This window comes from Kitasatospora sp. NPDC042419, assembly GCF_056437345.1.
The window spans coordinates 89,218-111,351 of sequence record NZ_JBWKAW010000023.1; the positions used below are offsets into that span (position 1 = coordinate 89,218).

The window sequence follows — 22,134 nt, forward strand, 5'->3', positions numbered from 1 at the left end:
CGGCCCGGCGGTCCGGCACCCGCCCCGGAGCCGGCCGGCGGCGGCCTTGACCTCAACCGCGCTTGAGGTCCTAGGGTCGGCCGCATGATCTTCACCGAGCGGGAATTCGAGTACCTGGCCGCCCAGCCGCTGGCCCGCCTGGCCACCATCGGCCCCGACGGAGACCCTCAGGTCCGTCCGGTGGGCTTCCGGCTCAACGGCGACGGCACCATCGACATCGGCGGGCCCGACATGGCCGACAGCCGGAAGTACCGGAACGCGCAGGCCCGCCCCGACGTCGCCGTGCTGGTGGACGACATGGCCCCGGCCGACGACCCGGTCGCCCGCGGGTGGGGGCGCGGCGTCGAGATCAGGGGACGCGCCGAGACGCTGACGGTGGACGTGCCCCCGGTGGCACCCGACTTCTTCAGCCGGGACATCATCCGCGTCCACCCGCGACGGGTCGTCGCCTGGAACCTGGAGGAGAGGGGGACCTCCGCGCGCGACGTCCGGTGAGCCCGGGCCGTCACCGCGGAGTGGCCAGGACCACCTCCAGGGTGCGCGGGCCGTGGACGCCCTCCACCCGGCTCAGCTCGATGTCGCTGGTGGCGGACGGGCCGGAGATCCAGGTCTGCGGGCGGACGGGGTCGAGCCGGGGGAGGGCGAGCGGGACGGAGGCGACGACCTGCCCGGGTGCCAGCACGACGCAGACGTGGTGGTCCGGGACGAGGCTGAGCAGCCGCCGGCCCTGGCCCGGTCCGGCGTCCAGGACGAGCGTGCCGGTCTCGGCGATGGCCAGCGCGCAGCCGGTCACCACGCTGTCGACGGTGTCCAGCCGGGCGGCGGTGAGGGCTCCCTCCGCGCCGCCGTCCGGCAGGGGTCGGGCCCGGGCGGCGGAGGTCCACTCGGGCGGGAGGCCGGGTGGGACGGCCACGGTCCGGGCGCCCCGGGCGTCGAGCAGGCCGCCGATCACCTCGGGCAGGCGGTCGACGGTGCAGCGGTGGACCAGGGCGCGGTAGTCGGCCAGGTTGTGGTGGAGCAGGTCGAGCAGCGCGTCCTGGTCGTCCGGGGGGACGTGGCTGCGGAGGTAGTCACGGGGGACGGGTGCCTCGGTCGCCGGGCGGGTGTCGTCGCGGACCGCGGCGCGGATCCTGGACAGGATCGACTCCCTTGAACTGCCGGACGGTTGCTCGTTCATGTGCGGTTCCTCCGCCACCAGTCGCGGAACGGTTCGGGCGGGACGGCCGGCAGGTCGCGGGTGTCCGTCCAGGCGCGGCCGGGGCCGGGGAGCCGGCGCGGGTGGAGCCGGCGGGTCCGGGCGGCGGCCCGTTCGGCGGTCCGGAGCAGGGCCGGGTGGTCGAGGACGTACGTGGCGGCGGCCATGGCGGCGCGCTCCAGCCGGTGCCCGCGTCGGCCGGTGACCTTCTCGCGCAGGTGGACCAGGACCTCAGGGATGTCGATGGCCACCGGGCAGACCTCGTAGCAGGCGCCGCAGAGCGACGAGGCGTACGGCAGGGAGGCGTCCAAGTCGGTGGTGATGCCGCGCAGTTGCGGGGTCAGGATGGCTCCGATCGGTCCCGGGTAGACCGAGCCGTAGGCGTGCCCGCCGGCCCGCTCGTACACCGGGCAGACGTTGAGGCAGGCCGAGCAGCGGATGCAGCGCAGCGCCTGGCGGCCGGTCCGGTCGGCGAGCGCGGTCGTCCGCCCGTTGTCGAGCAGGACGAGGTGGAACTCGGACGGGCCGTCGCCGTCGTCCGGCCCGGCGCCCCCGCCGTCCCCTTCGCCGCCCCCGCGGGTGCTGCCCCCGTGGGTGCCGGTCCCCACGCCGGTCCAGAACGAGGTGTACGGGTTCATCCGTTCGGCGGTGGAGGAGCGGGGCAGCAGTTGGAGGAAGACCTCCAGGTCCCGCCAGGTCGGCACCACCTTCTCGATGCCGACCACCGAGATCAGGGTCCGCGGCAGGGTGAGGCACATCCGGCCGTTGCCCTCGGACTCCACGACCACCAGGGTGCCGGTCTCGGCGACCATGAAGTTGGCGCCGGAGACGGCGACCCGGGCGCGGAGGAACTTCTCGCGCAGGTGCAGGCGGGCCGCCTCGGCGAGTTCGGCGGGCGCGTCGGTGAGCCCCTCGGGGGCGGGCCGGCCCCAGTCGGCCATCCGGTCGGCGAAGATCCCGCGGATCTCGCCGCGGTTGCGGTGGATCGCCGGGACCAGGATGTGGGAGGGGCGGTCCTCGCCCAACTGCACGATCAGCTCGGCGAGATCGGTCTCGTACGCGGTGATCCCGGCGGCGGCCAGGGCCTCGTTGAGGCCGATCTCCTGGGTGGCCATCGACTTCACCTTGACCACCTCCTGCTCACCGGTCGCCCGGACCAGCGCGGTGACGATCCGGTTGGCCTCGTCGGCGTCGGCGGCCCAGTGGACGGTGCCGCCGGCGGCCGTCACCGCCTGCTCCAACTGGACGAGGTAGCGGTCGAGATGGCGCAGTGTGTGGTCCTTGACGGCCTTGGCGGCGGCTCGCAGTTCGGCCCAGTCGGCGAGTTCGGCGACCGCGCGGGCCCGCTTCTCCCGGATGGTGCGGGTGGCGTGCCGGAGGTTGGCGCGCAGCCGCTCGTCGGCCGTGGCAGCGGCGGCGGCCTCCGGGAAGGCGGGCAGCCGGGCGGGCACGGCGGGCATGCCGAGGAAGGTGCTCATGCCGCCCGCCACGGTTCGGCCTCGGTGCTGGCGAGGATCTCGGCGAGGTGCAGCGGGCGGAGCGGCGCGTCCTGGCGGCGCAGTGTCCCACCGAGGTGCAGGAGGCAGGAGTTGTCGCCGCCGCAGAGCACCTCGGCGCCGGTGGACAGGGCGCTGCGGACCTTGTCGGCGGCCATCGCCGCCGAGACCGCGGGGTTCTTCACCGCGAACGTCCCGCCGAAGCCGCAGCACTCCTCGGCGCCGGGCAGTTCGACCAGTTCCAGGCCTCGGACGGCCCGGAGCAGCCGCAGGGGCCGCTCGCCGAGGCCGAGCAGCCGCAGTCCGTGGCAGGAGGGGTGGTAGGTCACGGTGTGCGGGAACCAGGCGCCGACGTCGTCGACGCCGAGCACATCGGTGAGGAACTCGGTCAGCTCGTACACCCGGGGGGTCAACCCGTCGACGGCCCGGGCCAGTTCGGGTCCGGAGCGGGCGGCGATCCGGGGGTAGGCGTCGCGGACCATCGCCACGCACGAGCCGGAGGGCGTCACCACGTGGTCGTAGCCGGCGAACGTCCGGGCCGTGCGCCGTACCAGCGGCTCGCAGGCCCGCCGGTAGCCGGTGTTGTACTGCGGCTGGCCGCAACAGCTCTGCCCGGCGGGGAAGTCGACGTCGACGCCGAGCCGTTCCAGCAGCCGCACGGTGGCGATCGCGGTGGACGGGTACAGCGCGTCGTTGACGCAGGTGGCGAACAGTGCGACGCGCAACGGTCCTCCCCGTGCCCTCGGTCGACGACGCCCGGTGGCGCCCTGGTGGTGCCCCGGTGTCACCTCGGCGCCCGGTCCGGTGACCGGCCCGGCCGGCCCGGCACCGGCCCGGCCGGCCCGTCGGTGATCGTACCGAGCGGGCCGGCCGGGCGGCAGGGCACCACGCCGCCGCGGTCGGCGGTGCGGGGCGGCGGCGAGGGGCGGGGTGTCGGGGTGTCGGTGGTCGGGCGTTCGGAGGGCGGTCGGGGCTCAGGCGTCCTGGCCGAGCCAGAGGTCCGGGCCGAACACCTCGTAGTGGATGTCGGCGGCCGCCACGCCCGCCGCCAGCAGCTGCGCCCGCACCGCGCGCAGGAAGGGCAGCGGCCCGCACAGGTAGGCGGTGGTCCCGGCCGGGACCGCGACCGTCGAGAGGTCGACCAGGCCGGTGCGGTCGACCGGCCAGTCGCCGAGCGGCCGCTCGTAGAAGACGTGGGCTTCGGCGGCCGGGAGCTTGGCGGTGAGCTGGGCGAGGTCGGCCCGGAAGGCGTGCGAGAGCTGGTCGCGGTCGCCGTGGACGGTGACCACCCGGCGGGTGGAGCCGGTGGCGGCGAGGTGGGCCAGCATGGCGGTCATCGGGGTGTTGCCGATGCCGGCCGAGGCGAGCAGCACCGGGCCGTCGCCGTCGGCGAGCGCGACATCGCCGAACGGCGGCGCGACGTCGAGGACGTCCCCGGCGCTCAGGTGGTCGTGCAGGTGGTTGGAGACCTCGCCGGCGGGCGCGTCCGGACGGTCGGCGGTGGCGCGCTTGACGCTGAACTGGAGCGCGCCGTCCGGGGCGCCGGAGAGGCTGTACTGGCGGATCTGCCGTGCGCCGTCCGGCAGTTCGGCGCGCACCGAGACGTACTGGCCGGGCCGGGAGGGCGGCAGCGGGCGGCCGTCGGCCGGGCGGACCAGGTAGGTGGTGACGTCGTCCGTCTCCTGGTAGCGGGCGATCACCGTGTACGGGCGCCAGAGGTCGGCCGGGTCGCCCTGCTGGGCGGCGGCCGCCTCGGCGCGCAGCCGGTCCTCGACGGCGATCAGCCCGTTGGCCATCAGCCAGTACACCTCGTCCCAGGCGGCGGCGACCTCGGGGGTGACGGCCTCGCCGAGGACCTCGACGATGGCGGCGAACAGGTGCTCGTGGACGATCCGGTACTGGTCGTTCGTGATGCCGACCGAGACGTGCTTGTGCGCGATCCGGGCGAGCAGGGCGTCCGGGCGGCCGTCGGGGTCGGCGATCAGCGCGGAGGCGAAGGCGGCTATCGAGCCGGCCAGTGCCTGCCGCTGGCTGCCGTTGGCCTGGTTGCCGCGGTTGAAGAGGTCGCGGAGCAGCTCCGGGTGGGCGGCGAACATCCTGTCGTAGAAGAGCGGGGTGATGGAGCCGATCGCACCGCCCACGACGGGCAGGGTGGCTTCGACGACCTCGGCGGACTTGGCGGACAGCATCTGGGGCGCTCCAAATTGGTATCTGAGAGTCGTATTTTTGCCCGTGCGGATGCGCGGGCGGGGATGGTGCCGTGTGGTGCGGGGTCCCGCAGGGGTGCGGGGGCGCGGGGGTGGGGCGAGGTGGGGCGGGGTGTCAGTCGGCGGGTCTGCGGGTGAGGCCGAGCAGGACCGGCCCGGTCGGGGCGGCCACCAGGTCGCCGATCGAGAGCGGATCGAGGGTCGCGAAGAACGCCTCCTGTGCGGTGCGCAGCACCCCGCGCAGGCGGCAGGCCGCGCGCAGCGGGCAGGGCGGCTCGTCCTCGCAGCCGACCACGTCGCCCACCCCTTCCAGTTCGCGCAGCAGCAGCCCGAGGGAGCCGGTCCGGCCGGCCGTGGTGAGGGTCAGGCCCCCGCCCCGGCCGCGCCGCGCCTCCACCACGCCGAGGTGCTGCAGTCGGCTGACCACCTTGGCGGCGTGGGTGTAGGGCACGCCCACCGCCTCGGCCACCTCGCGGGTGGTCGGATTGGCCTCCTCGTCGAGGACAGCCAGCCGCATGGCGATGCGGAGGGCGATGTCGGTGCTCTTGGTCAGCCTCACGTTCGAAAGGCTAGCGAATGCGACTGCAGGACTCCAATTTTCTGCACGCGGGGTGCGGCGCGGCCCCGCGTCGCCCGCCGCCCGCGCCGCCCGCCGCCTGCTGTCTGCGCTGCCCGCTCGGGCAGTGGTGCGGGCAGGGTGCGGGCGGGCTTCCGGGTGGCGTGGGGCCGGTGCGGACGGCGGTGCGGTCCGGGCCGGCGGGGTGCGGCAGGGGCGCGGAGGGGGTGCGGCGGGGGCGTGGTGGGGGCGTGGAACTCGCCGACGCCGCCCCCGGGTTACGGTTACCATGCGCACCATGGGTCCGCCGCCCAGGCCGATGGCCGGGGCGGGCCCGGGTGACACTGTACCGACAACGGGGTTAGGGGAGGGCGAGGATGTCGCGCGCTGACTGGGTTTCAGGTGACCGGGGCGGGGAGCAGTCCGACTGGACGGGGGTCGACCTGCGGATGGACGTCCCGCACTCGGCCCGGGTGTACGACTACCTCATCGGCGGCAAGACCAACTTCGAACCGGACCGGGTCGCCGCCCACGCCTCGGTCAAGGCCTGGCCGGCCCTGCCGGTCTCGATGCGGACGACCCGCACCTTCATGGAGCGCGCGGTCCGTCACCTGGCCGAGAAGCACGGCGTGCGGCAGTTCCTCGACATCGGGACGGGCATCCCCACCTCGCCCAACGTGCACGAGATAGCCCAGGGCGTCGCCCCGGAGTCGCGGGTCGTCTACGTCGACAACGACCCGATCGTGCTGACCCACGCCCGCGCCCTGATGTCCAGCACCCCGGAGGGCCGCACCGCCTACCTGGACGCCGACCTGCGCGACGTCGACTCGATCCTGGGCTCGCCGCGACTGCGCGAGGTGCTCGACCTCTCCCAGCCGGTGGCGCTCTCGCTGATCGCGATCGTGCACTTCGTGCTGGACGAGGACGACCCGCAGGGCATCGTCCGGCGGCTGATGGACGAACTCGCCCCCGGCAGCTTCCTCGCCCTGACCGTCTTCACCGGCGACACCGACCCGGTGGGCGTCGGCGGCGTCGGCCGGGAGTACAACGCCCGGGGCATCCCGCTGCAGATCCGGGACCGGGCCGAGACCCTCGCCTTCTTCGACGGCTACGACCTGCTCGACCCCGGTGTCACGCTGGTCCACCACTGGAACCCCGACCCGGACGCCGCGCCGGTGCGGGACGAGAACATCGCGATGTACGGCGGCGTGGCGGTCAAGCGCTGAACCGGCCGACCGCTGACCGCTGACCGCGGACTGCCCGGCACACCGGACCGCGGGGCCGCGAGGCCGCGGGGCCACACCGGTCCGGTGTGCTCGACTCAGCTGTTCCGCAGGATCCGGTACGCCGTGCCCGGGTGCACCCGCAGCAGTGCCAGCAGCGTCCGTGAGACACCGACCGCGACCACCGGCCGGCCGCGCTCCAGTCCGCGCACGATCGCCCGGGCGGCGTCGGCCGGCGGGATCTTCCGGGCGGCGCCTTCACGGCCCGCCGTCATCGGCGTGTCCACCAGCGGCAGCACCACCTCCTGCACCCGGAGCCACGGCGTCTCGTCCTCGGCCCGGTAGCGCAGCGACCGGACCAGGGTGTGCACGGCGGCCTTGGTCGCGCAGTAGACCGGCGCCGACTTCTTGGGCGCGTACGCCAGTCCCGAGGTCACGGCGACGAACGCGGTCCCGTGACCGGGGCCGCCGGACGGGCCGCCGACGGCGACCCCGCCCGTACGGCGGGCGGCCTGCCCGGAACTCCGCCCGGAATCCCGTCCGGTGCCCGTTTCGGCGGCCCGTCCGGCGGCCCCCGTGAGGTGGGGCCAGCTCGCGGCGGCCAGCTCGACCACCGACCGCAGGTTGACCGCGAGCTCCTGCTCGGCCAGGGCCAGCACCTCGGGGTCCGGGCCCCGGGTCAGGTCGATCAGGTGCTGCACGCCCGCGTTGGCCACCACGACGTCCAGTCCGCCGAGGAACCCGGCGGCGAGGTCCACCACCCGGACCGCCTCGCCCGCCACCGCGAGGTCGGCGGTGAACGACCTGAGGGCGGCTCCCGGCCGGTCCGCCCGCCGTCCGCAGGTCACCACCAGGGCCCCGGCGGCGGTGAGGGCCTCGGTCAGGGCGAGGCCGACCCCGCTGGTGCCGCCGGTGACGAGGATGCGCTTTCCGTTCACGTCCATGGCGGCCAGCCTGGCGCCGGAGACGGGCGCCTGCTTGTACCAGCGCGCCACCACCACCCCGCCGGTCCGGCGCGGCCGCCGGTAGCATCGCGCCGTGTCCACCGCCGTACGCGAGATGGCGCGGACCGTCCACCCGGAGCTGGCCGGCGCCGCGCTCACCGCACTGCTCCGGCACGGGACCGGGCCGCTCGGACCGGCCGCACGGACGGTCCGCCGGCTGCTCGCCGAGGGCGCGCCGGTGCCCGAGGGCGTGCACCGGGAACTGCTCGGCGCGCTCTTCGGCCGCGGTCGCGAGGCCGTGTCGGACGCCGGGCGACTGCTCTTCGAACAGCCCCGTGACCCGCTGCTGCGCGCACTGATGACGGTGCCCGACGTGGCCGCACTGGTCGCCCGCTCACGGCCGGTCGAGCCCTGGCTCCATGCCGGTCACCGCACCCGCGCGACCCTCGGGCGAGGCGTGCTGACGGTCCGTCATCTTCCTTATCTGGGACGGGATCCGGTACCGGTCGAGAGCGTGTTCGTCTGCGCCGTGCACACCGCTGCCGTGACGGCCGTGGCCGGGCGGCCGGTCGAGGTGGCGCTGCTCGCCCCCGGCGGGGCCGTCCTGCCGCCCGACGCGCCCTGGCGGCCGGGGGCGGCGCCCGCCGTCCGGGGCTGGCGGCTGCGCTGGGACGAGTCGCCCGCCGCCGACCCGCCCGCGCCCGGCCGGTCGCCGGTCCCCGCGCGGCGGCCGCCTGCCGCGCCGCCCGCCGACGCCCTGGTGGGCGCGGCGCGTGAGCTGATCGCCCGGGAGCCGGCGGCCGGCTGGCGGCTCGCCGCGCTGGCCGCCGCCGTGGGCGTCGCACCGCGAACCCTCCAGCGCTCCTTCGCCCGGGTCGGGACGACCTTCCAGGCCGAGCTGGCGGCGGTCCGGCTGGATGTCGCCGGCCACCTGGTCCGCCGGACCCGGCTGCCGCTCGCCGAGATCGCGGCCGCCGCCGGCTTCACCGACCACCCCCACCTGACCCGCCGGTTCCGTGAGCACCACGGCTGCGGCCCGGCCGAGTTCCGCCGCCGGGACCCTGCGGCGGAACCCGGCGGCGGTCTGGACGGGGAGGGGTCGACGCACCGTCGGCGGGAGGGCGGAGCGGACGCCGGCGCACCTGGCGAATCGAACTGACGACGCACCAATTCACCGTGTGGGCAGCGGAGATCGAGAGGCGGGCCGTTTCTGGCATACTCGCCTCACCGTCGGCGCGGGGGCAGTGGAGCGCCGGACGATCCTGTGCGGACAGAGGGGTGCGCGGAATGCCGAACACGGAGGCCGGGGCCGGGGAGGGCAGGGCCGCGCCGGGGCGGGACCAGAGCCCGGGGCAGGGTCAGGGCCCGGGGCAGGACGGGGGCCCGGGCGAGCCGGCCGGTTCGCGGGCCTCCGCCGACTCGCCGCCGATCCACCGGACGATCTACGCCCTGATCTGCGTGGTGCTCGCCGGTTACACGGCGATGATGGTCTTCCTCGCCATGAAGCGCGGCGACGCCAACTGGGACCGCCTGGTGTTCCTCTTCGCCGGGCTGGAGGCCATCGTCTTCGCCGCCGCCGGACTGGCGTTCGGCGGGACGGTGCAGCGCGGCGCACTGAACGCGGCCCGGGACGAAGCGGCGGCCGCGCGCGCCGAGGCCGGCCGGCAGGGCGCGGCGGCCGAGGCCGCGCGCGGCGACACCGAGATCCTGAACGGGCTGCTGACCGCCATCTCGCTCGGCGCCGACGCCGAACGCGGCGGCACGGACGGGCAGGGGGCCGAGTTGCCGAGGGGAGCCCAAGGCGCCCGGCCGGCCGCGGCGGCACCGAGATCGTGGAGCATGGTCGAACTGGAGCAGTTCGCGCGGGCGCTGCAGGAGCGGCGGGCCGGCTGAGCCAGGTGGACGCCGACACCCTGGGGTGGCTCCCGCCCTTCACGACACTGATCCGGATCGGTGAACCGGAGGCCGACGGCGGCCATCCGACCCTCCTCGCCGTCGGCCCCGACCACGGGAGCGGCCTGCCCGGCTCGCTCCACCAGGGCCGGGCGTTCACGGGGGACTTCCTGCCTCCCGAGGAACTGCTCTGCTGCCAGGACGTGTTCGCGGCCGACACACCGCTGGTCGAGGACGTACGGACCGTCGCGGGCCTGTTGCGGCGAGCCCTGGAGAAGACCGGCCTCTTCGGGCCCTGGATCGACCAGGTGCGGCGGTTTCACACGGAGGGCCGCGCCGCCCTGGCCCTGCTGGACGTGCGGCCGCAGCGACTCCGTGCGCTGCCCTGGGAGCTGGTCGCCGACGCCGAGGACGACGCCTCGCTCTGCGTCGGCGGGGGGCCGGGGCTCACCTTCGCCCGGATCGAGCGGCCGAAGTCCGTCCTCGCCGCCTGTGAGCTCCGCGCCCTGCACCTACCGTTGCGCGTACTGGTCGTGGTGGGCGAGACGGATCCGATGATCAGGGCGGACCAGGAGATCGGGCGGATCAGGGCCGGCCTCGGGGACAGCGTCGGCGAGTGGCACGTCGAGGTGGTGCGCACCCCCACCTCCGAGGAACTCGCCGCGGCGCTGAGGAGCACGACACCGCACGTCCTGCACTTCATCGGCCACCAGCAGCGGGAGGGAGGGGAGCAGGGTGTGCTGACGATCCGCCCGCCCCGGAGCGAGCCCTGGCAGATCACCGCACCCGTCGTCGGCGCCTTCCTCGCCGCCCACCGGCCCCGCCTGGTCGTGCTCAACGCCTGCGACACCGGAGGGCAGGCGGCCGAGCCGCTGCGGGCCGCCCTCCTGCACGGGGGCGCGGCGGCCGTGGTCGCCATCAGCGGCAGCATCGAGTCGGAGGCCGCCTGCCGGTTCTCCGGGGAGTTCTACGCCGCCCTCGGCCGGGGTGAGGCCGTCGACCTCGCCGTGCGGTCCGCCCGCCACGCGCTGCTCCTGGCCCGCGTGGACCGGGCGGACTGGGCCAGGCCGCTGCTCGCGGTCCGGGCGGATCCCGCCGCGGCCCTCGAACGCTCCGCCGCACTGCGGAGCGCCGCGGAGGCCGACGCCCGCTTCGCCGACGCGAGGTGGAACCTGCGGCACGCCGTCGACCGGGTCGGCGAACGGCGCCGGCTCTTCGACGGCTTCGCGCCGACGGGCCCGGCCGCACCGGTCACCGTCGTCACCGGCGGGCCGGCGACCGGGAAGGCGACCCTCGTCCGGTCCGCCCTGCACACCTGGCACCGCAACGGTGCCGTGACGCTCTGGATCGACCTGCGGGCACTCGGCCGGACCGCGACCTGGCTGGACCTGGTCGGCGTGATCGTCCGGCAACTGCGCGAGGACCACCCGCAGAGCCCCCACCTCCTGCTGCTCGAACACCGGCTTGCGCAGTTGCACGAGCGCTGGACGACCGACGACGAGCGGCCCTGGCTGTCCCTGGGGACCGATCGCGTCTGGCAGGAGACCGTGCCCGGGAACAGCGTCGGCCACGTCCCCGACCGCCGGTTCACCGCACTGCGCAGCCTCGCCGACACCCTGCACGAGCTCGGCGAGGAGTCCGGGCTGGTCCTCGCCCTGGCCGGGCTCGGCGAACTGGAACGGCTGGCCGTCCCGCAGCTGATCGTCCCGCACCTGATCGAACCGCTGGCGGTCCGGGCGGGGACCCGTGCCAGGGTGGTCCTGATCGTGAACGAGAAGGAGTCGGAGCTGGTGCCGTACCCGCTGCGCGACACCGCCCGGACGATCCCGCTCGGCCCGTTCGCGGCCGACGTGGTCAAGGACGTGGTCGGCGACTACGGCCGGGCGCGCGGTCTGGCGGCGGACGACCACCACGACTGGCACGTGATCATGGAGATCCTGGCCGGCCGTCAAGGCCTGACTCCCGGCCTGCTCCGCGACGGAATGAAGATCTACGGACTGCGGCGGAGGTCCCGATGACCGATCGGCGGCCCTCGTTCGACGGACTCGGCGAGCGGATCGGGCAGGGCGATCCGCTGGAGCGCGTCCTCCTGGACGGGATCAGCGCCGAATGGCGCGCCGTCCTGCGGAACTGCAGCGTCGTCCCCGACTTCACCGGCGAGCTGTACCGCACGGTCCTCACCGGTGGCGCCGCAGTGGCGATCTCCGACCTGCTCGGCCACGGCCTGCTCGAACACGCCGCCCGGCCCGGGCACCACCGGATCGCCGAACTGCTCCGCTTCGCCTGCTGGGACGACTGGTGGCACGGTGAACCGCCGAGCGGGCGGGCCCCCGATCCGCTCCGGCGGCTCGCATCGGCACTGGCCCTCCACTACGCCGGAGCCGACGACGAACCCGGTTACCTGCGACAGCTCGCGATCGCGGGGGAGCTCGATCCGGGCGACTTCCGCGCCGCCTTCGGCGCTGCCGACCGGAAGCTCGACCTGGCCTACTGCCAGGACCTCGTGAACGCCGTCACGGACCCGCAGGTCGCCCCGCTCCTCCCGGTACCGCTCGGCCTGACGGTCGCCGAGGCCCGCGTCCGGGTCCGCTCGCGCGCCCTCTGGCGGCCCGCGTACCACCGGTCCGCCGGCTACTACGGCCGCGAGGACGCCGAACGGCCGCTGCGGGCCCTGCTGGCGGAGGACGGCCCGGCCGCCGTGCGGATCCACGCCACCGGAGGCTCGGGCAAGTCCATGCTGCTGCGCTGGTTCATGGCCAGGCACTGCCAGGATCGCCCGGTCCCGGTGCCCTGCGCCCACCTGGACTTCGACCACTGCGACCCGGCCCTGGCGATCGCCCACCCGGGACTGCTCCTGCTGGAGGCCGCCGCACAGCTGAACGAGCAGCTCCCCGGCGCGCCGTTCGACGAACTCCTCCACGAGCACGCCGAGGACCTGGCGGCACTCCCGAGGAACCGCAGCCCGGAGGCCGCCGAGCGCCTCGCCGGGCGTGCCGCCCTGGGACACCGGGGGGCCTCGATCCGGCGACGTTTCGTTGCCGTCCTCGCCGAGGCCCTCCGACGCCGGGACACCCGGGCCGTCCTGGTCCTGGACACCCTGGAGGAGGTCCTCCTCCGCGACGGCGGGGAGCTCCGCGACCTGGCGGAGGTGCTGTCCGGCGCCCTGGAGGCCCCCGGGCTGCGGATCGTCCTCTCCGGCCGGTACGACCTGGCGCAGGCCCTGCCGCTGCCCGCCGTCCCGGTGCGGCTGGAACTCTTCGACCCGCAGGAGGCCGACGCGTACCTGCGCGAGGTGCGCGAGGTCGCCGACCCGGAACTTCGCCGGGCCGTCGTCGAGAGCAGCGACGGCCTGCCGTACACCCTCGCCCTCTTCGCCGACCTGGCGGCCGACCTCACCGCCGAGCAGATCCGCGCCTCCTCGGGACCCGGGCTGCTCTACGCGATCGACCGCGTCCTGGAACGGGTCCACGACGACCGGATCCGCTGGCTGCTCCGGTACGGGGTGATCCCCCGGCGGCTCACCCTGCGGGTGGTCGAGGAGGTGATGCTCCCGCACCTCCGCCTGGGCATCCGGGGGAGCGGCACGGCGGACGACCCCGGGCTGGACGACCGCGAGGAACTGCACATCCCGATCTTCCTGCGGGCCGTGCCGGGCTTCACCGACGAGGGAGGGGAGCTCCCCGCGCTCTGGGCGGCCCTCACCCGGTACGCCGGCGACGCCGTCTGGGTCGACCGGGACCCGGACGACCCGGACGCCCTGGTGCTGGACCGGACGGTCCGCCGCCCGCTGCGCCGCCTGCTCGCCGACCACGAGGTGTTCAGGCTGCTCGACCGCGACCTCGCCGAGTACTTCGCCCGGCGGGCGGAGGAGGAGCCGCACCGCTGGCAGCACTGGAAGCTGGAGGAGTTCTACCACCGGTTCTCGGCGGACCCGCAGGACGGCGCCGCGGCCTGGGCCCTCCTGCTCGGTCCGGGCGGCCCCGCGGAGTGGGATCCGCAACTGCTGGAACTGGCGGAGTGGCTGGTGTCCCCGGAGCTGCTGGAAGAGGTGGACGTCCCCCCGGCCGTCCGGGTCGGAGCCCTGCTGCTGCTCGGCCGGCACGCCGAGGACGCCGCCGACCGGGCCGAGCAGGAGCGCGGGCTCGCCCGGCTGGACGAGGCCGCCGGCCTGCTGGCGGAGCTGCCGTACTCCGAACCGATGGGTGTGGCGGAAGTCTCCGCGGCCACCCTGCTGGTCCGGCTCGGCCGGGCCGAGGAGGCCTTGGCCCGGCTTGCGCGCGCCGAGCGGCACCAGAGGTCCGAGAACCGCGGCGAGGCGGTGCGGATGCTGTACGTCACCGGCGCCGCGTTGCTGGCGCAGGGGGACGGCGACCGGGCCCAGGACTCCTTCGAACTGGCGGACCGGCTCTCGACGCCGGGCCACGGCCCCCTGACGGAGCGGTCGGTCGAGGCGGTGGAGCGCCTGCTGGACGCCGGCTGGGTCGGCCACGCGGCCGCCTGGCTGCCGCGGCTGGACGTGCGGACCGAACCTGGGCTGTACCTGCGGCTGCTCCTCGCCGTCGGCCACCCCGAAGCGGTGCTGACCGCCCACGGCGACCTCGACCCCGAACAGCGTGTCCGGACGGCCGGGTCGGCCGCCGTGGCAGCGCTCCGGCTCCACCGGCCCGGTCTCGTCCTCGCAGAGGGCGGCCCGTTGGACGGCGGCTACCGCTACGAGGGCGACCGGGCGGACCGCCACCGGGCCCTGGTGGCGCGCGGCGAGGCGTACGCCGCGCTGCGGGCGCCGGGCGAGGCGGTACTCCCGCTCCGGCACGCCATGAGCGAGAGCGACGCCTCCGAGTACGAGTTGATGATCCTCCTGGCCCGGACCGCGCGAGCGCTGGTCATCGCCGGTGGGAGCCGCCACGAGGCCTCGGAGCTGATCCACCGCGCGCTGCGGCTGGCGGGCCCCACCCCGCACGGCGTCACCCCCGACCTCCCGGCCCCGCTCCTCGCCGAGCTCGCCTGGTGGTCCGAGGCCGCGTCGTGGCAGCTGACCCGGCCGCAGTCCGCGGCGAGGTCGGCCGCGCCGCCGGTCGAGCGGGTGTCCTGGCTGCTCGGTGCGCTGGTGGTCGCGGGCCCCGCCCTGGACGAGCACCTGGTGCGCGAACTCCTCGACGCGCTCGGTCCGGTGGGGCTGCCGGAGGCCCGTCTCGTGGCACTGGAACGCCTTCGTGACGTGCGTCGGCCGCTCAACGTCTCCGCGGCCACCGCGGACCGGCTGACCGGTCTCTGCCGGCCGGAGCCGGAGTGGACGGCCGACCCCGACACGGCGGCCCTCGGACTGACCTTCGCCGAACTTCTGCGCGTGCTCGACCGGCCCCACGAGGCGGTCCGGCTGGCCCGGGACTGCGCGAGGGTGCTGGCCCGGACCGAGGGCGCGGTCTGGCTGCACTGCCTCGACCTCGAAGCGGCCGACCTGCTCGACGCCGACCCGACCGACATCGAGCCGCTCCCGCCGGACCTCCCCGACGACCTGGCCTCGGCCTACCCCGCCGCCCCCGAGGCGGCGGCCGTGGTCCTCACCCACCAGACGCTGCGGGCGCTCCGCTGGGGGCGGGACGACGTGGCCCGGCGGACGGTCACCCGGGCCTGGGCCCTGCTGGAGTACCGCGCCCCCAGTGTCACCAAGGCCCGATGCGCCGGTCTGGCAGCCAGGACGGAGATCCGCAGGGGCGCCTCCGACACCGAGATCGACCTGTTCGTCGGGTTCGCCGACCGCCTGTACCAGGAGCTGGGCCTGGACCCGGAGCCCGCGTTCGTCCCCTCGGCCGGCAACCCCCGGACCGACGCGGCGGCCGTCGAGTGGCGGGAACACGTCCTCGTGCTCTCCGTCGAGGGCCGGTTCGTGACCGCGCCGCCCCACTTCGGGGCCGAACTCCTGGTGTCCACGGGGCCCGGCGCCCGGGTGGGCGTGGACCGGACGGAAGCCCGCGCGGGCGAATGGCTGCGAAGCCCGGACGGACTCCAGGCGGCCCTGTCGTCCGACGTCCGGACCTGGGCGGAGGAGGCCGGCACCCTGGTGCGCCGGGCACTGGCCGGCCTGACCGTGCCCGGCGAGGTCCGCGATCTCCGCCTGGAGGCCGCGGCGGACGAGCGCACCCTGCTCGCCGCCCCGTGGGAGGCCGCCGTCGCCGGCACCACGGCGGAGCTCGCGCTCCGGCCCGACCGGTGCTACGTCTACCGGGGGCCGCGCGAGCGCCGGGTGGAGCAGGCCGCGCTGGACCGGCTCCGGGCGGTCCTGCTCGGCCACCGGCGGGACGCGCTCCCCGGCGAGCCGCTGCCTCTCGGCCCCCGGCAGTTCGTGGCGGGCCTGTGGCGCCGACCCGCCTCCACCGTCCGGGTCGGGGTCCTCGCCAGGACCCGCTCCGAAGGCTCCTGGGAACACACCGGAAGCCGGGCGCCCATGCAGCCGCTGCTGCCGCTCTACGAGGGAGAACGGTACGTCCGGGTCGCGGACCCGACCCGCAGGCTGCGCTCCGACGACCATGCGATCGGCCCGCAGCTCGTCCACCTGCAGGGAACCTTCATCGAGTCGGGGGCCGAGCTGAGAGCCCGCTGGGATTCCCGGGGCGAGAGCGACGCGGCGGGACTCGCGGAGTTCCTCGGACGGCAGCCGCCTCCCCAGGCCGTCCTCGTCCTTGAGGCACTCGACCCCGGATCGCACGACGAGGCGATGCGCCAGCTCGTCTGGCGCAACCTGTTCGCCGCGGAGGTGCTCGCCCGGGGGGACTACACCGCGGTCCTGGCCATCGGCCCGTTCCTGCGGCGCCCCGCCGACAGCGAGCGGGCCCGGCGGCAGTTCGTCCACGGGCTCGTCACCGGAGTGCACCCCGCCGCGGCCGTCAGGGAACTGGTACGGGAGCAGCTACGGCCTCCCGGCCCGCCGACCATCGCGCTCCCCGCCCTGTTCAGCGCGCTGCCCACCGACCTCCTGCTGCCGCTCTGGACGCTGCCGTGACCGACCCGCCCGCCGTGACCGACCTGTCCGCCGTGACCGCCGCGGTCCGCACCGGTCGCCCCCGCGCGTCCACCGCAGGGACCCGGCCATGAGCGTCGCTGAGCAGCGCAGGCGGGCGGCCCTGCGGGCGCGCGCCGACGGGCTCGCCGCCGATCTCGACCACTGGCTCTCCCTCACCGCCGGGGCCGGCGCGCAGGACGGCGGCGGTGACGGCTCCGACCCCGGCGCCGACTTCCCGCAGCACCACAGCCAGGTCCGGGCCGTCGACGCCGCGCTGCGCCCGCTGCTGGGCCGGGTGCGGGAGGGGGAAGGCCGGCGGGCCGATGCCGAGTTGGGCCTCCTGCAGGAAGTGTGGTGCCGGATGCGGGACGCGCTGACGCAGCGCCACGACCGGTCGGTCGGCGACTTCCTCCGGCTGGCGGACGACTTCGTCTGGTCCTGCTACCTCCCCGCGCTCACCGCGGCCCGGTCGGTGCCGGGCGCGGACGTCCTCCCGGTGGAGCCGCCGCTGGTGCACCTCACCCCGCACGCCGTCCCGTTCGCGCTCCCGCGGCTGATGCCCGAGGGTCGGGAGGCGAAGGTGGGCGAGTTGCTGCGCGCGCTGCCGGTGCCGGTGGTGGGCCTGCCCTTCGTCCAGTCCCGGCACCTGCCGGAGGCCGTGCTGGCCGCCCACGAGGTCGGTCACTGCGTCCTGGACGCGTTCCGGCTCACGGACGAGCTGACCGGGGTGCTGCGCCTGGAGACGGATGACCCGCAGTGGTGGGCCGACCTGCTGCCGGAGGTGTTCGCCGACCTGTACGGCACCCTGTGCGGCGGCTCCGGATTCGCCTTCACGCTCGCGGAGTTCGTGGCCCTCACCCCGGAGGGGCCGCCGAGCCCGCGCTACCCCACCCCCCGGGTCCGGGTGGCGCTGGTGGCCGACACCCTGGCGGCGGCGGGGAACGAGGACGCGGCCGGGGAACTGCGCGCCCACTGGGCCGGGCACGCCGGGAGGTCGGGCGGCGCTCCGGCGCCCGAGGGGCTGCGGCCCACCGTCCGCGCCCTGCTGTCCGCCCCGTTGGCCGCGCTGGGCGGCGGCACCCTGCTCGGCCTCTTCCCCGCGACCGTGGACGCCCAGGTCCGCGCGGCGGCCGGTGCGCTGTTGCGGCGGTCGCCGATGCCCGCGTCGGTACCTCCGACCGCCGGCGTCCTGCTGCCTGCCGCCGCCTTCGCGTTCCACACGGACCCGGAGCGCTACACCGCCGTCGCCGCATCCCTCACCGGCCGGGTCCACGACCTGGCCGCCGCGCACCGCACGCGTGGGGTGCGGGGCGGTCCCGGGCCCGGCGGCGGGGCGGACGCCGCCGACACACCGGAGGCCCGGGGCGCCCGGTCGGCGGCACGCCTGGGCGCGCTGCTGGACGGGTGGTGAGCGGCGGCGGCGCGGCTCCGGCCGGGCCGCACGGGGGCTGACCGCGTCAGCGGTCCCGCACGCCGGGCCGCACGGGGAACTGCCCGCCGCCGCCGTCCCGCACGCCGGGCCGCTGACGCGGCGTCGGCCCGGCGCGTGGCGGCGGGTCAGGAGCCCCTGGTCTCGCCGGTGATCTCGGCCATGACCTCGTCGTAGCGCTGGAAGAAGCGGTGCCCGGCCGCGGTGTCCTCGTGCTCGGTGCGGCGCAGCAGGCGCCAGCAGTCGGCGGTGAGGGCGCGGGCCTCGGCGCCGGGCCAGGGGCGGGGGAGGAGTTCGGGGGGCAGCAGCGGGTCGGCGGTGGTGGCGCGGGTGAACTCGGCGGCGAGCTCCAGGGCGATGGCGAGGCGCTCGATGCGGGTGGGCGCGGTCGCCGGGGCGGTGAGCCGGGCCAGCCGGTCGGCGGCGACGGCGGCCAGGCGCCGGTGGCCGTCGGCGAGTTCGTCGAGCGGCCAGAGCCGGCGGGCCAGGGCGAGCGGGTCGCTCTCGCCGGCGATCCGCAGGTCGGTGGTGGTGAGCAGGGTGACGCAGTCCCGGACGCCGAGCCGTTCGGCCTCGGCCTCGACGTACGGCTCCCAGGCGTTGGCGGCGGCGTACACCCCGCCCTGGACGGCGGCGCCGCCGAGCCGGACCAGGGTCTCGCGCAGGGCGTCGCGCGCGGTGCGGGCGGACTCGGGGACGGCGAAGGCGGCGAGGTGCCACCGCCCGTCCCAGGGGGCGAGTCCGGCGTCCTGGGCGTACATGTGGCGGACGAAGTCCACCTCGGGTTCGGCGGACCGCCTGGCCTGCTCGGTCTCGCGCAGGACGGCGCGCCTGCCGCGGCCTTCCTGGACGAGCAGCCCGTCGGCGGCCATCCGTTTGATGCAGAGCCGTACCTGCTGGTCGGTCATGCCGAGTTCGCCCGCCACGGCGTAGAGCTCGCCCGCGTCGACGGTGCCGTCCGCGCGGACCATGCCCTCGACCAGGGTCCGGGTGGCGACCTCGGGCCGTTCCTCCTCCGTCATCGCTGCCGTTCCTCTCCGGTGTCCGCGGGCCGGCTGGTGCCCTCCGGCGAGTGTAGTACGCTCCAAACTATCGAACTTCATACGAGAGTTTCGAAAACGATAGATCAAGGGGGAATCGCATGGCACTGCGCACGGCACCGCGAACACCTCGGACGGCACCGCGAACACCTCGTACCTCACCGCGAACACCTCGCCGACGGCTCCGGTGGGTGCTCGGCGCGCTGCTCGCGCTGGTCCTGCCGGCCTGCGGGGCGGGCGGCTGGGTCGCCTACCAGAACAGCTACGACCTGCGCGAGGAACGGGTCACCATCACCGGTGGCGCCCAGCCGCTGGACGGCGTGCTGGCCCGGCCCGAGGGCGGCGCCGGGCCGTACGGACTGGTGGTCTTCGTCCACGGGGACGGCCCGGTCGACGCCACCCACGACACCTTCTACCGGCCGATCTGGGAGTCCCTGGCCCGGGCCGGCTACGCCTCGCTCTCCTGGAACAAGCCCGGCGTCGGCGGCGCCCCCGGGAACTGGCTCGACCAGAGCATGGACGACCGCGCCGCCGAGGCCGCCGCCGCCATCGCCTGGGCCACGGCCCGGCCCGGCATCGACCCGGGACGGATCGGTCTCTGGGGTGCCAGTCAGGCGGGGTGGGTGATGCCCGAGGTGGCCGCCCGGGTGCCCGGGGTCCGTTTCGTGATCGCCGTCGGCACCGCGGTCAACTGGCTCCAGCAGGGCCGCTACAACCTGCTCGCCGACCTGGCCGACGAGCACGCCCCGCAGGACCGGATCGACGCCGCGCTCGCCCGCCGCGAGCGGGTCAACGAACAGCTGCGCAAGGGCACCCCGTACGAGCGGGCGCGCGCCCTGCTCGGCGGCGACCTCGACGGCATCACGGCGGACCGCTGGCGGTTCATCCAGCGGAACCACACCTCCGACGCCACCGCCGACCTGGCCGCGCTCAAGGTGCCGGTGTTCCTGGCCCTCGGCGGGCGGGACCGCAACGTCGACATCGCCGACACCGAGGCCGGCTACCGCCGGCTGATCGCCGCGCCGGGGCAGTTGACCGTCCGGCAGTATCCGGGCGCCACCCACGGGATCGCCCACCCGTACGCCGAGGACGGCTCGCTGCGCGGTCTGCTCACCGCCGTGGCCGCGCCGCGCTCGGTCTACGCCGACGGCTACCTCGCCGACCTGCGCGGCTTCGTCGAGGCCGTCGCCCCGGTGCCGGGCCGCGGTTGAAGGTTCGGGTGACGACCGGCTGACCGGGTTTGAATACTTCAAGACAATCATGGTCATCTCCTGACACTCAGTCAGTCGGCCTTCTACGCTTCGGGCGGTCCGGACGTCCCCCCGGGCCGCCCGTCGGGCGGCCCGTCCGGCACCGCAGTGACGAGCGCTGCCGTGACGGGCACCGCCACCACCGGCACCACTCCGGTCGGCACCGCCGTCACGCGCACCGATTCGACGAGTCTGGAGACTTCCCGTGAGACAACGCCCAGCCCCGCGCCGCTTCCGGACGGCCGTGACGGCCGTGACGGTCACCGGTGCGGCCACGGCGGCCCTGCTGGCCCAGCCCGGCGCCGCCGCCGCGGCCGCACCGCCGCCGGCCGTGACGGCCACCGTCGCCGTCGCGCCCTACCCGGCGGGCGTCGCGTTCGCCCCGGGGGGCGGGCGGGCCTACGTGACCAGCCAGAGCAGCGGCGCCGTGACGGTCCTGGACACCGCCAGCGGCGCGGTGGCCGGCACCTTCACCGCCGGCACCGGCTCCTACGCGGTCGCCTTCGCGCCGGACGGCGGGCACGCCTACCTCACCCACCACCTCGACGGCACGGTCAGCGTGGTGGACACCGCGACCGGCGCGGTGACCGCCACCGTCGCGGCCGGCGCCGGCGCCTTCGGGGTCGCCGTCGCCCCCGACGGCGCCCGCGCGTACGTCAGCAACGCCGGCGACGGCACGGTGAGCGTGCTGTCCACCGCCACCAACACCGTCGTCGCGACCGTGCAGGTCGGCGCCGAGCCGCACGGGGTGGCCGTCGCGCCCGACGGCGCGCACGTCTACGTCGCCGCCTCGGGCGCCCAGCAGGTCGACGTCATCGACACCGCCACCGACACGGTGAGCGCCACGATCCCCGTCGGCCACGGCGTCTTCGGGCTGGCGCTCGCCCCGGACGGCTCCCGGCTCTGGACCGCCAACGGCGGCGACTCCACCGTGAGCGTGCTGTCCACCGCCACCGAGGCGGTCACCGCGACCGTGCAGGTCGGCGCCAACCCGTACTCCGTCGCGGTCGCCCCGGACGGCCGGTACGCGTACGCCTCGAACTACGCCGACTCCACGCTCAGCGTGCTGGACGCCGCGAGCGGCGCCGTGACCGCCACCGTCCCGGTCGGGGCGAACCCCTTCACCCTGGCACTCGCCCCCGACGGCCGCCGCGGCTACCTCGCCGACTTCGGCGCCGACACGGTGACCGTCCTCGGCTTCCCGCTGCCGGTGCCGGCGGTGACCGCGATCAGCCCGGCGAGCGGCCCGCAGGCCGGCGGCACGGTCGTCACCGTCACCGGCACCGACCTGGCGGGCGCCACCGCCGTCAGCTTCGGCGCCGCCGGGAACGCCGCCTCGTTCTCCTGCACCGACACCGCCTGCACGGCCACCGCGCCCGCCGCGGCCGCCGCCGGGCCCGTGGACGTCCGGGTGACCACGCCGGGCGGCACCAGCGCGGCCGTGGCCGCCGACCGCTTCGAGTACACCGCGCCCACCGCCGACCTCGCCGTCGCGCTCGCCGCCACACCGGTGCCCGGCCTGCTCGGCGGCCGGGTCGACTACACCGTGACCCTCACCAACAACGGCCCCGGCCAGGTGACGGCCGCCACGGTGACCGCGACCCTGCCCACCGGCATGACCTCCTCCAGCACCGACTGCACGATCGCGGCCGGCAAGCTCACCTGCGCCTCGGCCCAGCCGCTGGCCGTCGGCGCCTCCGTCACACGGCACTTCACCGTCCAGGTCAGCCTGCTCAACCTCGGCCGGACCTTCACCGTCACCACCACCCGCACGGCCGGCGCCCCGGTCGACACCGTCCCCGCCAACGACGCGGCCGGCCGCACCTGCCGGTCCTCCCTCCTGGCGATCACCTGCGACTGATCCTCCGGTGACGGGCCCGCCCCTGCCCGGGGCGGGCCCG

At 75.8% G+C, this 22,134-nt stretch carries 16 protein-coding genes; 9 read left to right on the forward strand and 7 right to left on the reverse strand.

What is annotated here, in order from left to right; translation table 11 throughout:
* The first annotated feature begins 84 nt into the window (after positions 1-84).
* Complete coding sequence (locus tag AC067J_RS32215) at positions 85-495, forward strand: PPOX class F420-dependent oxidoreductase (RefSeq protein ID WP_478305241.1); 411 nt, start codon at positions 85-87, stop codon at positions 493-495.
* A 10-nt stretch (positions 496-505) separates the two neighbouring features.
* Here the strand turns inward: AC067J_RS32215 and AC067J_RS32220 are convergent, their stop codons facing one another.
* The 5 genes from AC067J_RS32220 to AC067J_RS32240 form a co-directional block, all read right to left on the reverse strand.
* Positions 506-1,177 (reverse strand): LutC/YkgG family protein, encoded by a 672-nt coding sequence (locus AC067J_RS32220; RefSeq protein ID WP_478305243.1) that lies wholly within the window; start codon positions 1,175-1,177, stop codon positions 506-508.
* Complete coding sequence (locus tag AC067J_RS32225) at positions 1,174-2,673, reverse strand: lactate utilization protein B (protein WP_478305245.1); 1,500 nt, start codon at positions 2,671-2,673, stop codon at positions 1,174-1,176. The genes AC067J_RS32220 and AC067J_RS32225 overlap by 4 nt, the downstream gene beginning before the upstream one ends.
* Positions 2,670-3,416, reverse strand: a complete 747-nt coding sequence (locus AC067J_RS32230) for a (Fe-S)-binding protein (protein ID WP_478305246.1) — start codon at positions 3,414-3,416, stop codon at positions 2,670-2,672. Before AC067J_RS32230 ends, AC067J_RS32225 begins: the two co-directional genes overlap by 4 nt.
* A 249-nt stretch (positions 3,417-3,665) precedes the next feature.
* Positions 3,666-4,880, reverse strand: a complete 1,215-nt coding sequence (locus AC067J_RS32235) for a globin domain-containing protein (protein ID WP_478305248.1) — start codon at positions 4,878-4,880, stop codon at positions 3,666-3,668.
* A 133-nt stretch (positions 4,881-5,013) separates the two neighbouring features.
* Positions 5,014-5,457, reverse strand: coding sequence for an RrF2 family transcriptional regulator (locus AC067J_RS32240; protein WP_478305250.1), 444 nt, complete (start codon positions 5,455-5,457; stop codon positions 5,014-5,016).
* 374 nt (positions 5,458-5,831) lie between these two features.
* Here AC067J_RS32240 and AC067J_RS32245 point away from each other — a divergent pair, with 374 nt between their 5' ends.
* Positions 5,832-6,680, forward strand: coding sequence for an SAM-dependent methyltransferase (locus AC067J_RS32245; RefSeq protein WP_478305252.1), 849 nt, complete (start codon positions 5,832-5,834; stop codon positions 6,678-6,680).
* A 95-nt stretch (positions 6,681-6,775) separates the two neighbouring features.
* On the opposite strand, the gene AC067J_RS32250 is transcribed toward AC067J_RS32245, so the two are convergent.
* Positions 6,776-7,723 (reverse strand): SDR family NAD(P)-dependent oxidoreductase, encoded by a 948-nt coding sequence (locus AC067J_RS32250; RefSeq protein ID WP_478305254.1) that lies wholly within the window; start codon positions 7,721-7,723, stop codon positions 6,776-6,778.
* Between AC067J_RS32250 and AC067J_RS32255 the strand changes: the two genes are divergently transcribed.
* The 5 genes from AC067J_RS32255 (at position 7,716) to AC067J_RS32275 (ending at position 17,925) form a co-directional block, all read left to right on the forward strand.
* Positions 7,716-8,780 (forward strand): helix-turn-helix domain-containing protein, encoded by a 1,065-nt coding sequence (locus tag AC067J_RS32255; protein ID WP_478305256.1) that lies wholly within the window; start codon positions 7,716-7,718, stop codon positions 8,778-8,780. The genes AC067J_RS32250 and AC067J_RS32255 overlap by 8 nt on opposite strands.
* Before the next feature lie 128 nt (positions 8,781-8,908).
* Positions 8,909-9,514 (forward strand): hypothetical protein, encoded by a 606-nt coding sequence (locus AC067J_RS32260; protein ID WP_478305258.1) that lies wholly within the window; start codon positions 8,909-8,911, stop codon positions 9,512-9,514.
* Positions 9,515-9,519: 5 nt separating this feature from the next.
* Positions 9,520-11,532 (forward strand): CHAT domain-containing protein, encoded by a 2,013-nt coding sequence (locus tag AC067J_RS32265; RefSeq protein ID WP_478305260.1) that lies wholly within the window; start codon positions 9,520-9,522, stop codon positions 11,530-11,532.
* Positions 11,529-16,514, forward strand: coding sequence for a hypothetical protein (locus AC067J_RS32270; RefSeq protein ID WP_478305262.1), 4,986 nt, complete (start codon positions 11,529-11,531; stop codon positions 16,512-16,514). Before AC067J_RS32265 ends, AC067J_RS32270 begins: the two co-directional genes overlap by 4 nt.
* A gap of 88 nt (positions 16,515-16,602) precedes the next feature.
* Positions 16,603-17,925 carry a hypothetical protein gene (locus tag AC067J_RS32275; RefSeq protein ID WP_478305264.1) on the forward strand — a complete coding sequence of 441 codons (1,323 nt, stop codon included), beginning with the start codon at positions 16,603-16,605 and terminating at the stop codon, positions 17,923-17,925.
* A gap of 146 nt (positions 17,926-18,071) precedes the next feature.
* Here AC067J_RS32275 and AC067J_RS32280 read toward each other — a convergent pair whose 3' ends face one another.
* A complete protein-coding gene (locus AC067J_RS32280; RefSeq protein WP_478305266.1) occupies positions 18,072-18,965 on the reverse strand; it encodes a PaaX family transcriptional regulator C-terminal domain-containing protein in 894 nt (297 codons plus the stop codon).
* 209 nt (positions 18,966-19,174) lie between these two features.
* Here AC067J_RS32280 and AC067J_RS32285 point away from each other — a divergent pair, with 209 nt between their 5' ends.
* A complete protein-coding gene (locus AC067J_RS32285) occupies positions 19,175-20,194 on the forward strand; it encodes an alpha/beta hydrolase family protein (protein WP_478305267.1) in 1,020 nt (339 codons plus the stop codon).
* A gap of 244 nt (positions 20,195-20,438) precedes the next feature.
* Positions 20,439-22,094 carry a beta-propeller fold lactonase family protein gene (locus tag AC067J_RS32290; protein WP_478305269.1) on the forward strand — a complete coding sequence of 552 codons (1,656 nt, stop codon included), beginning with the start codon at positions 20,439-20,441 and terminating at the stop codon, positions 22,092-22,094.
* Positions 22,095-22,134 lie beyond the last annotated feature (40 nt).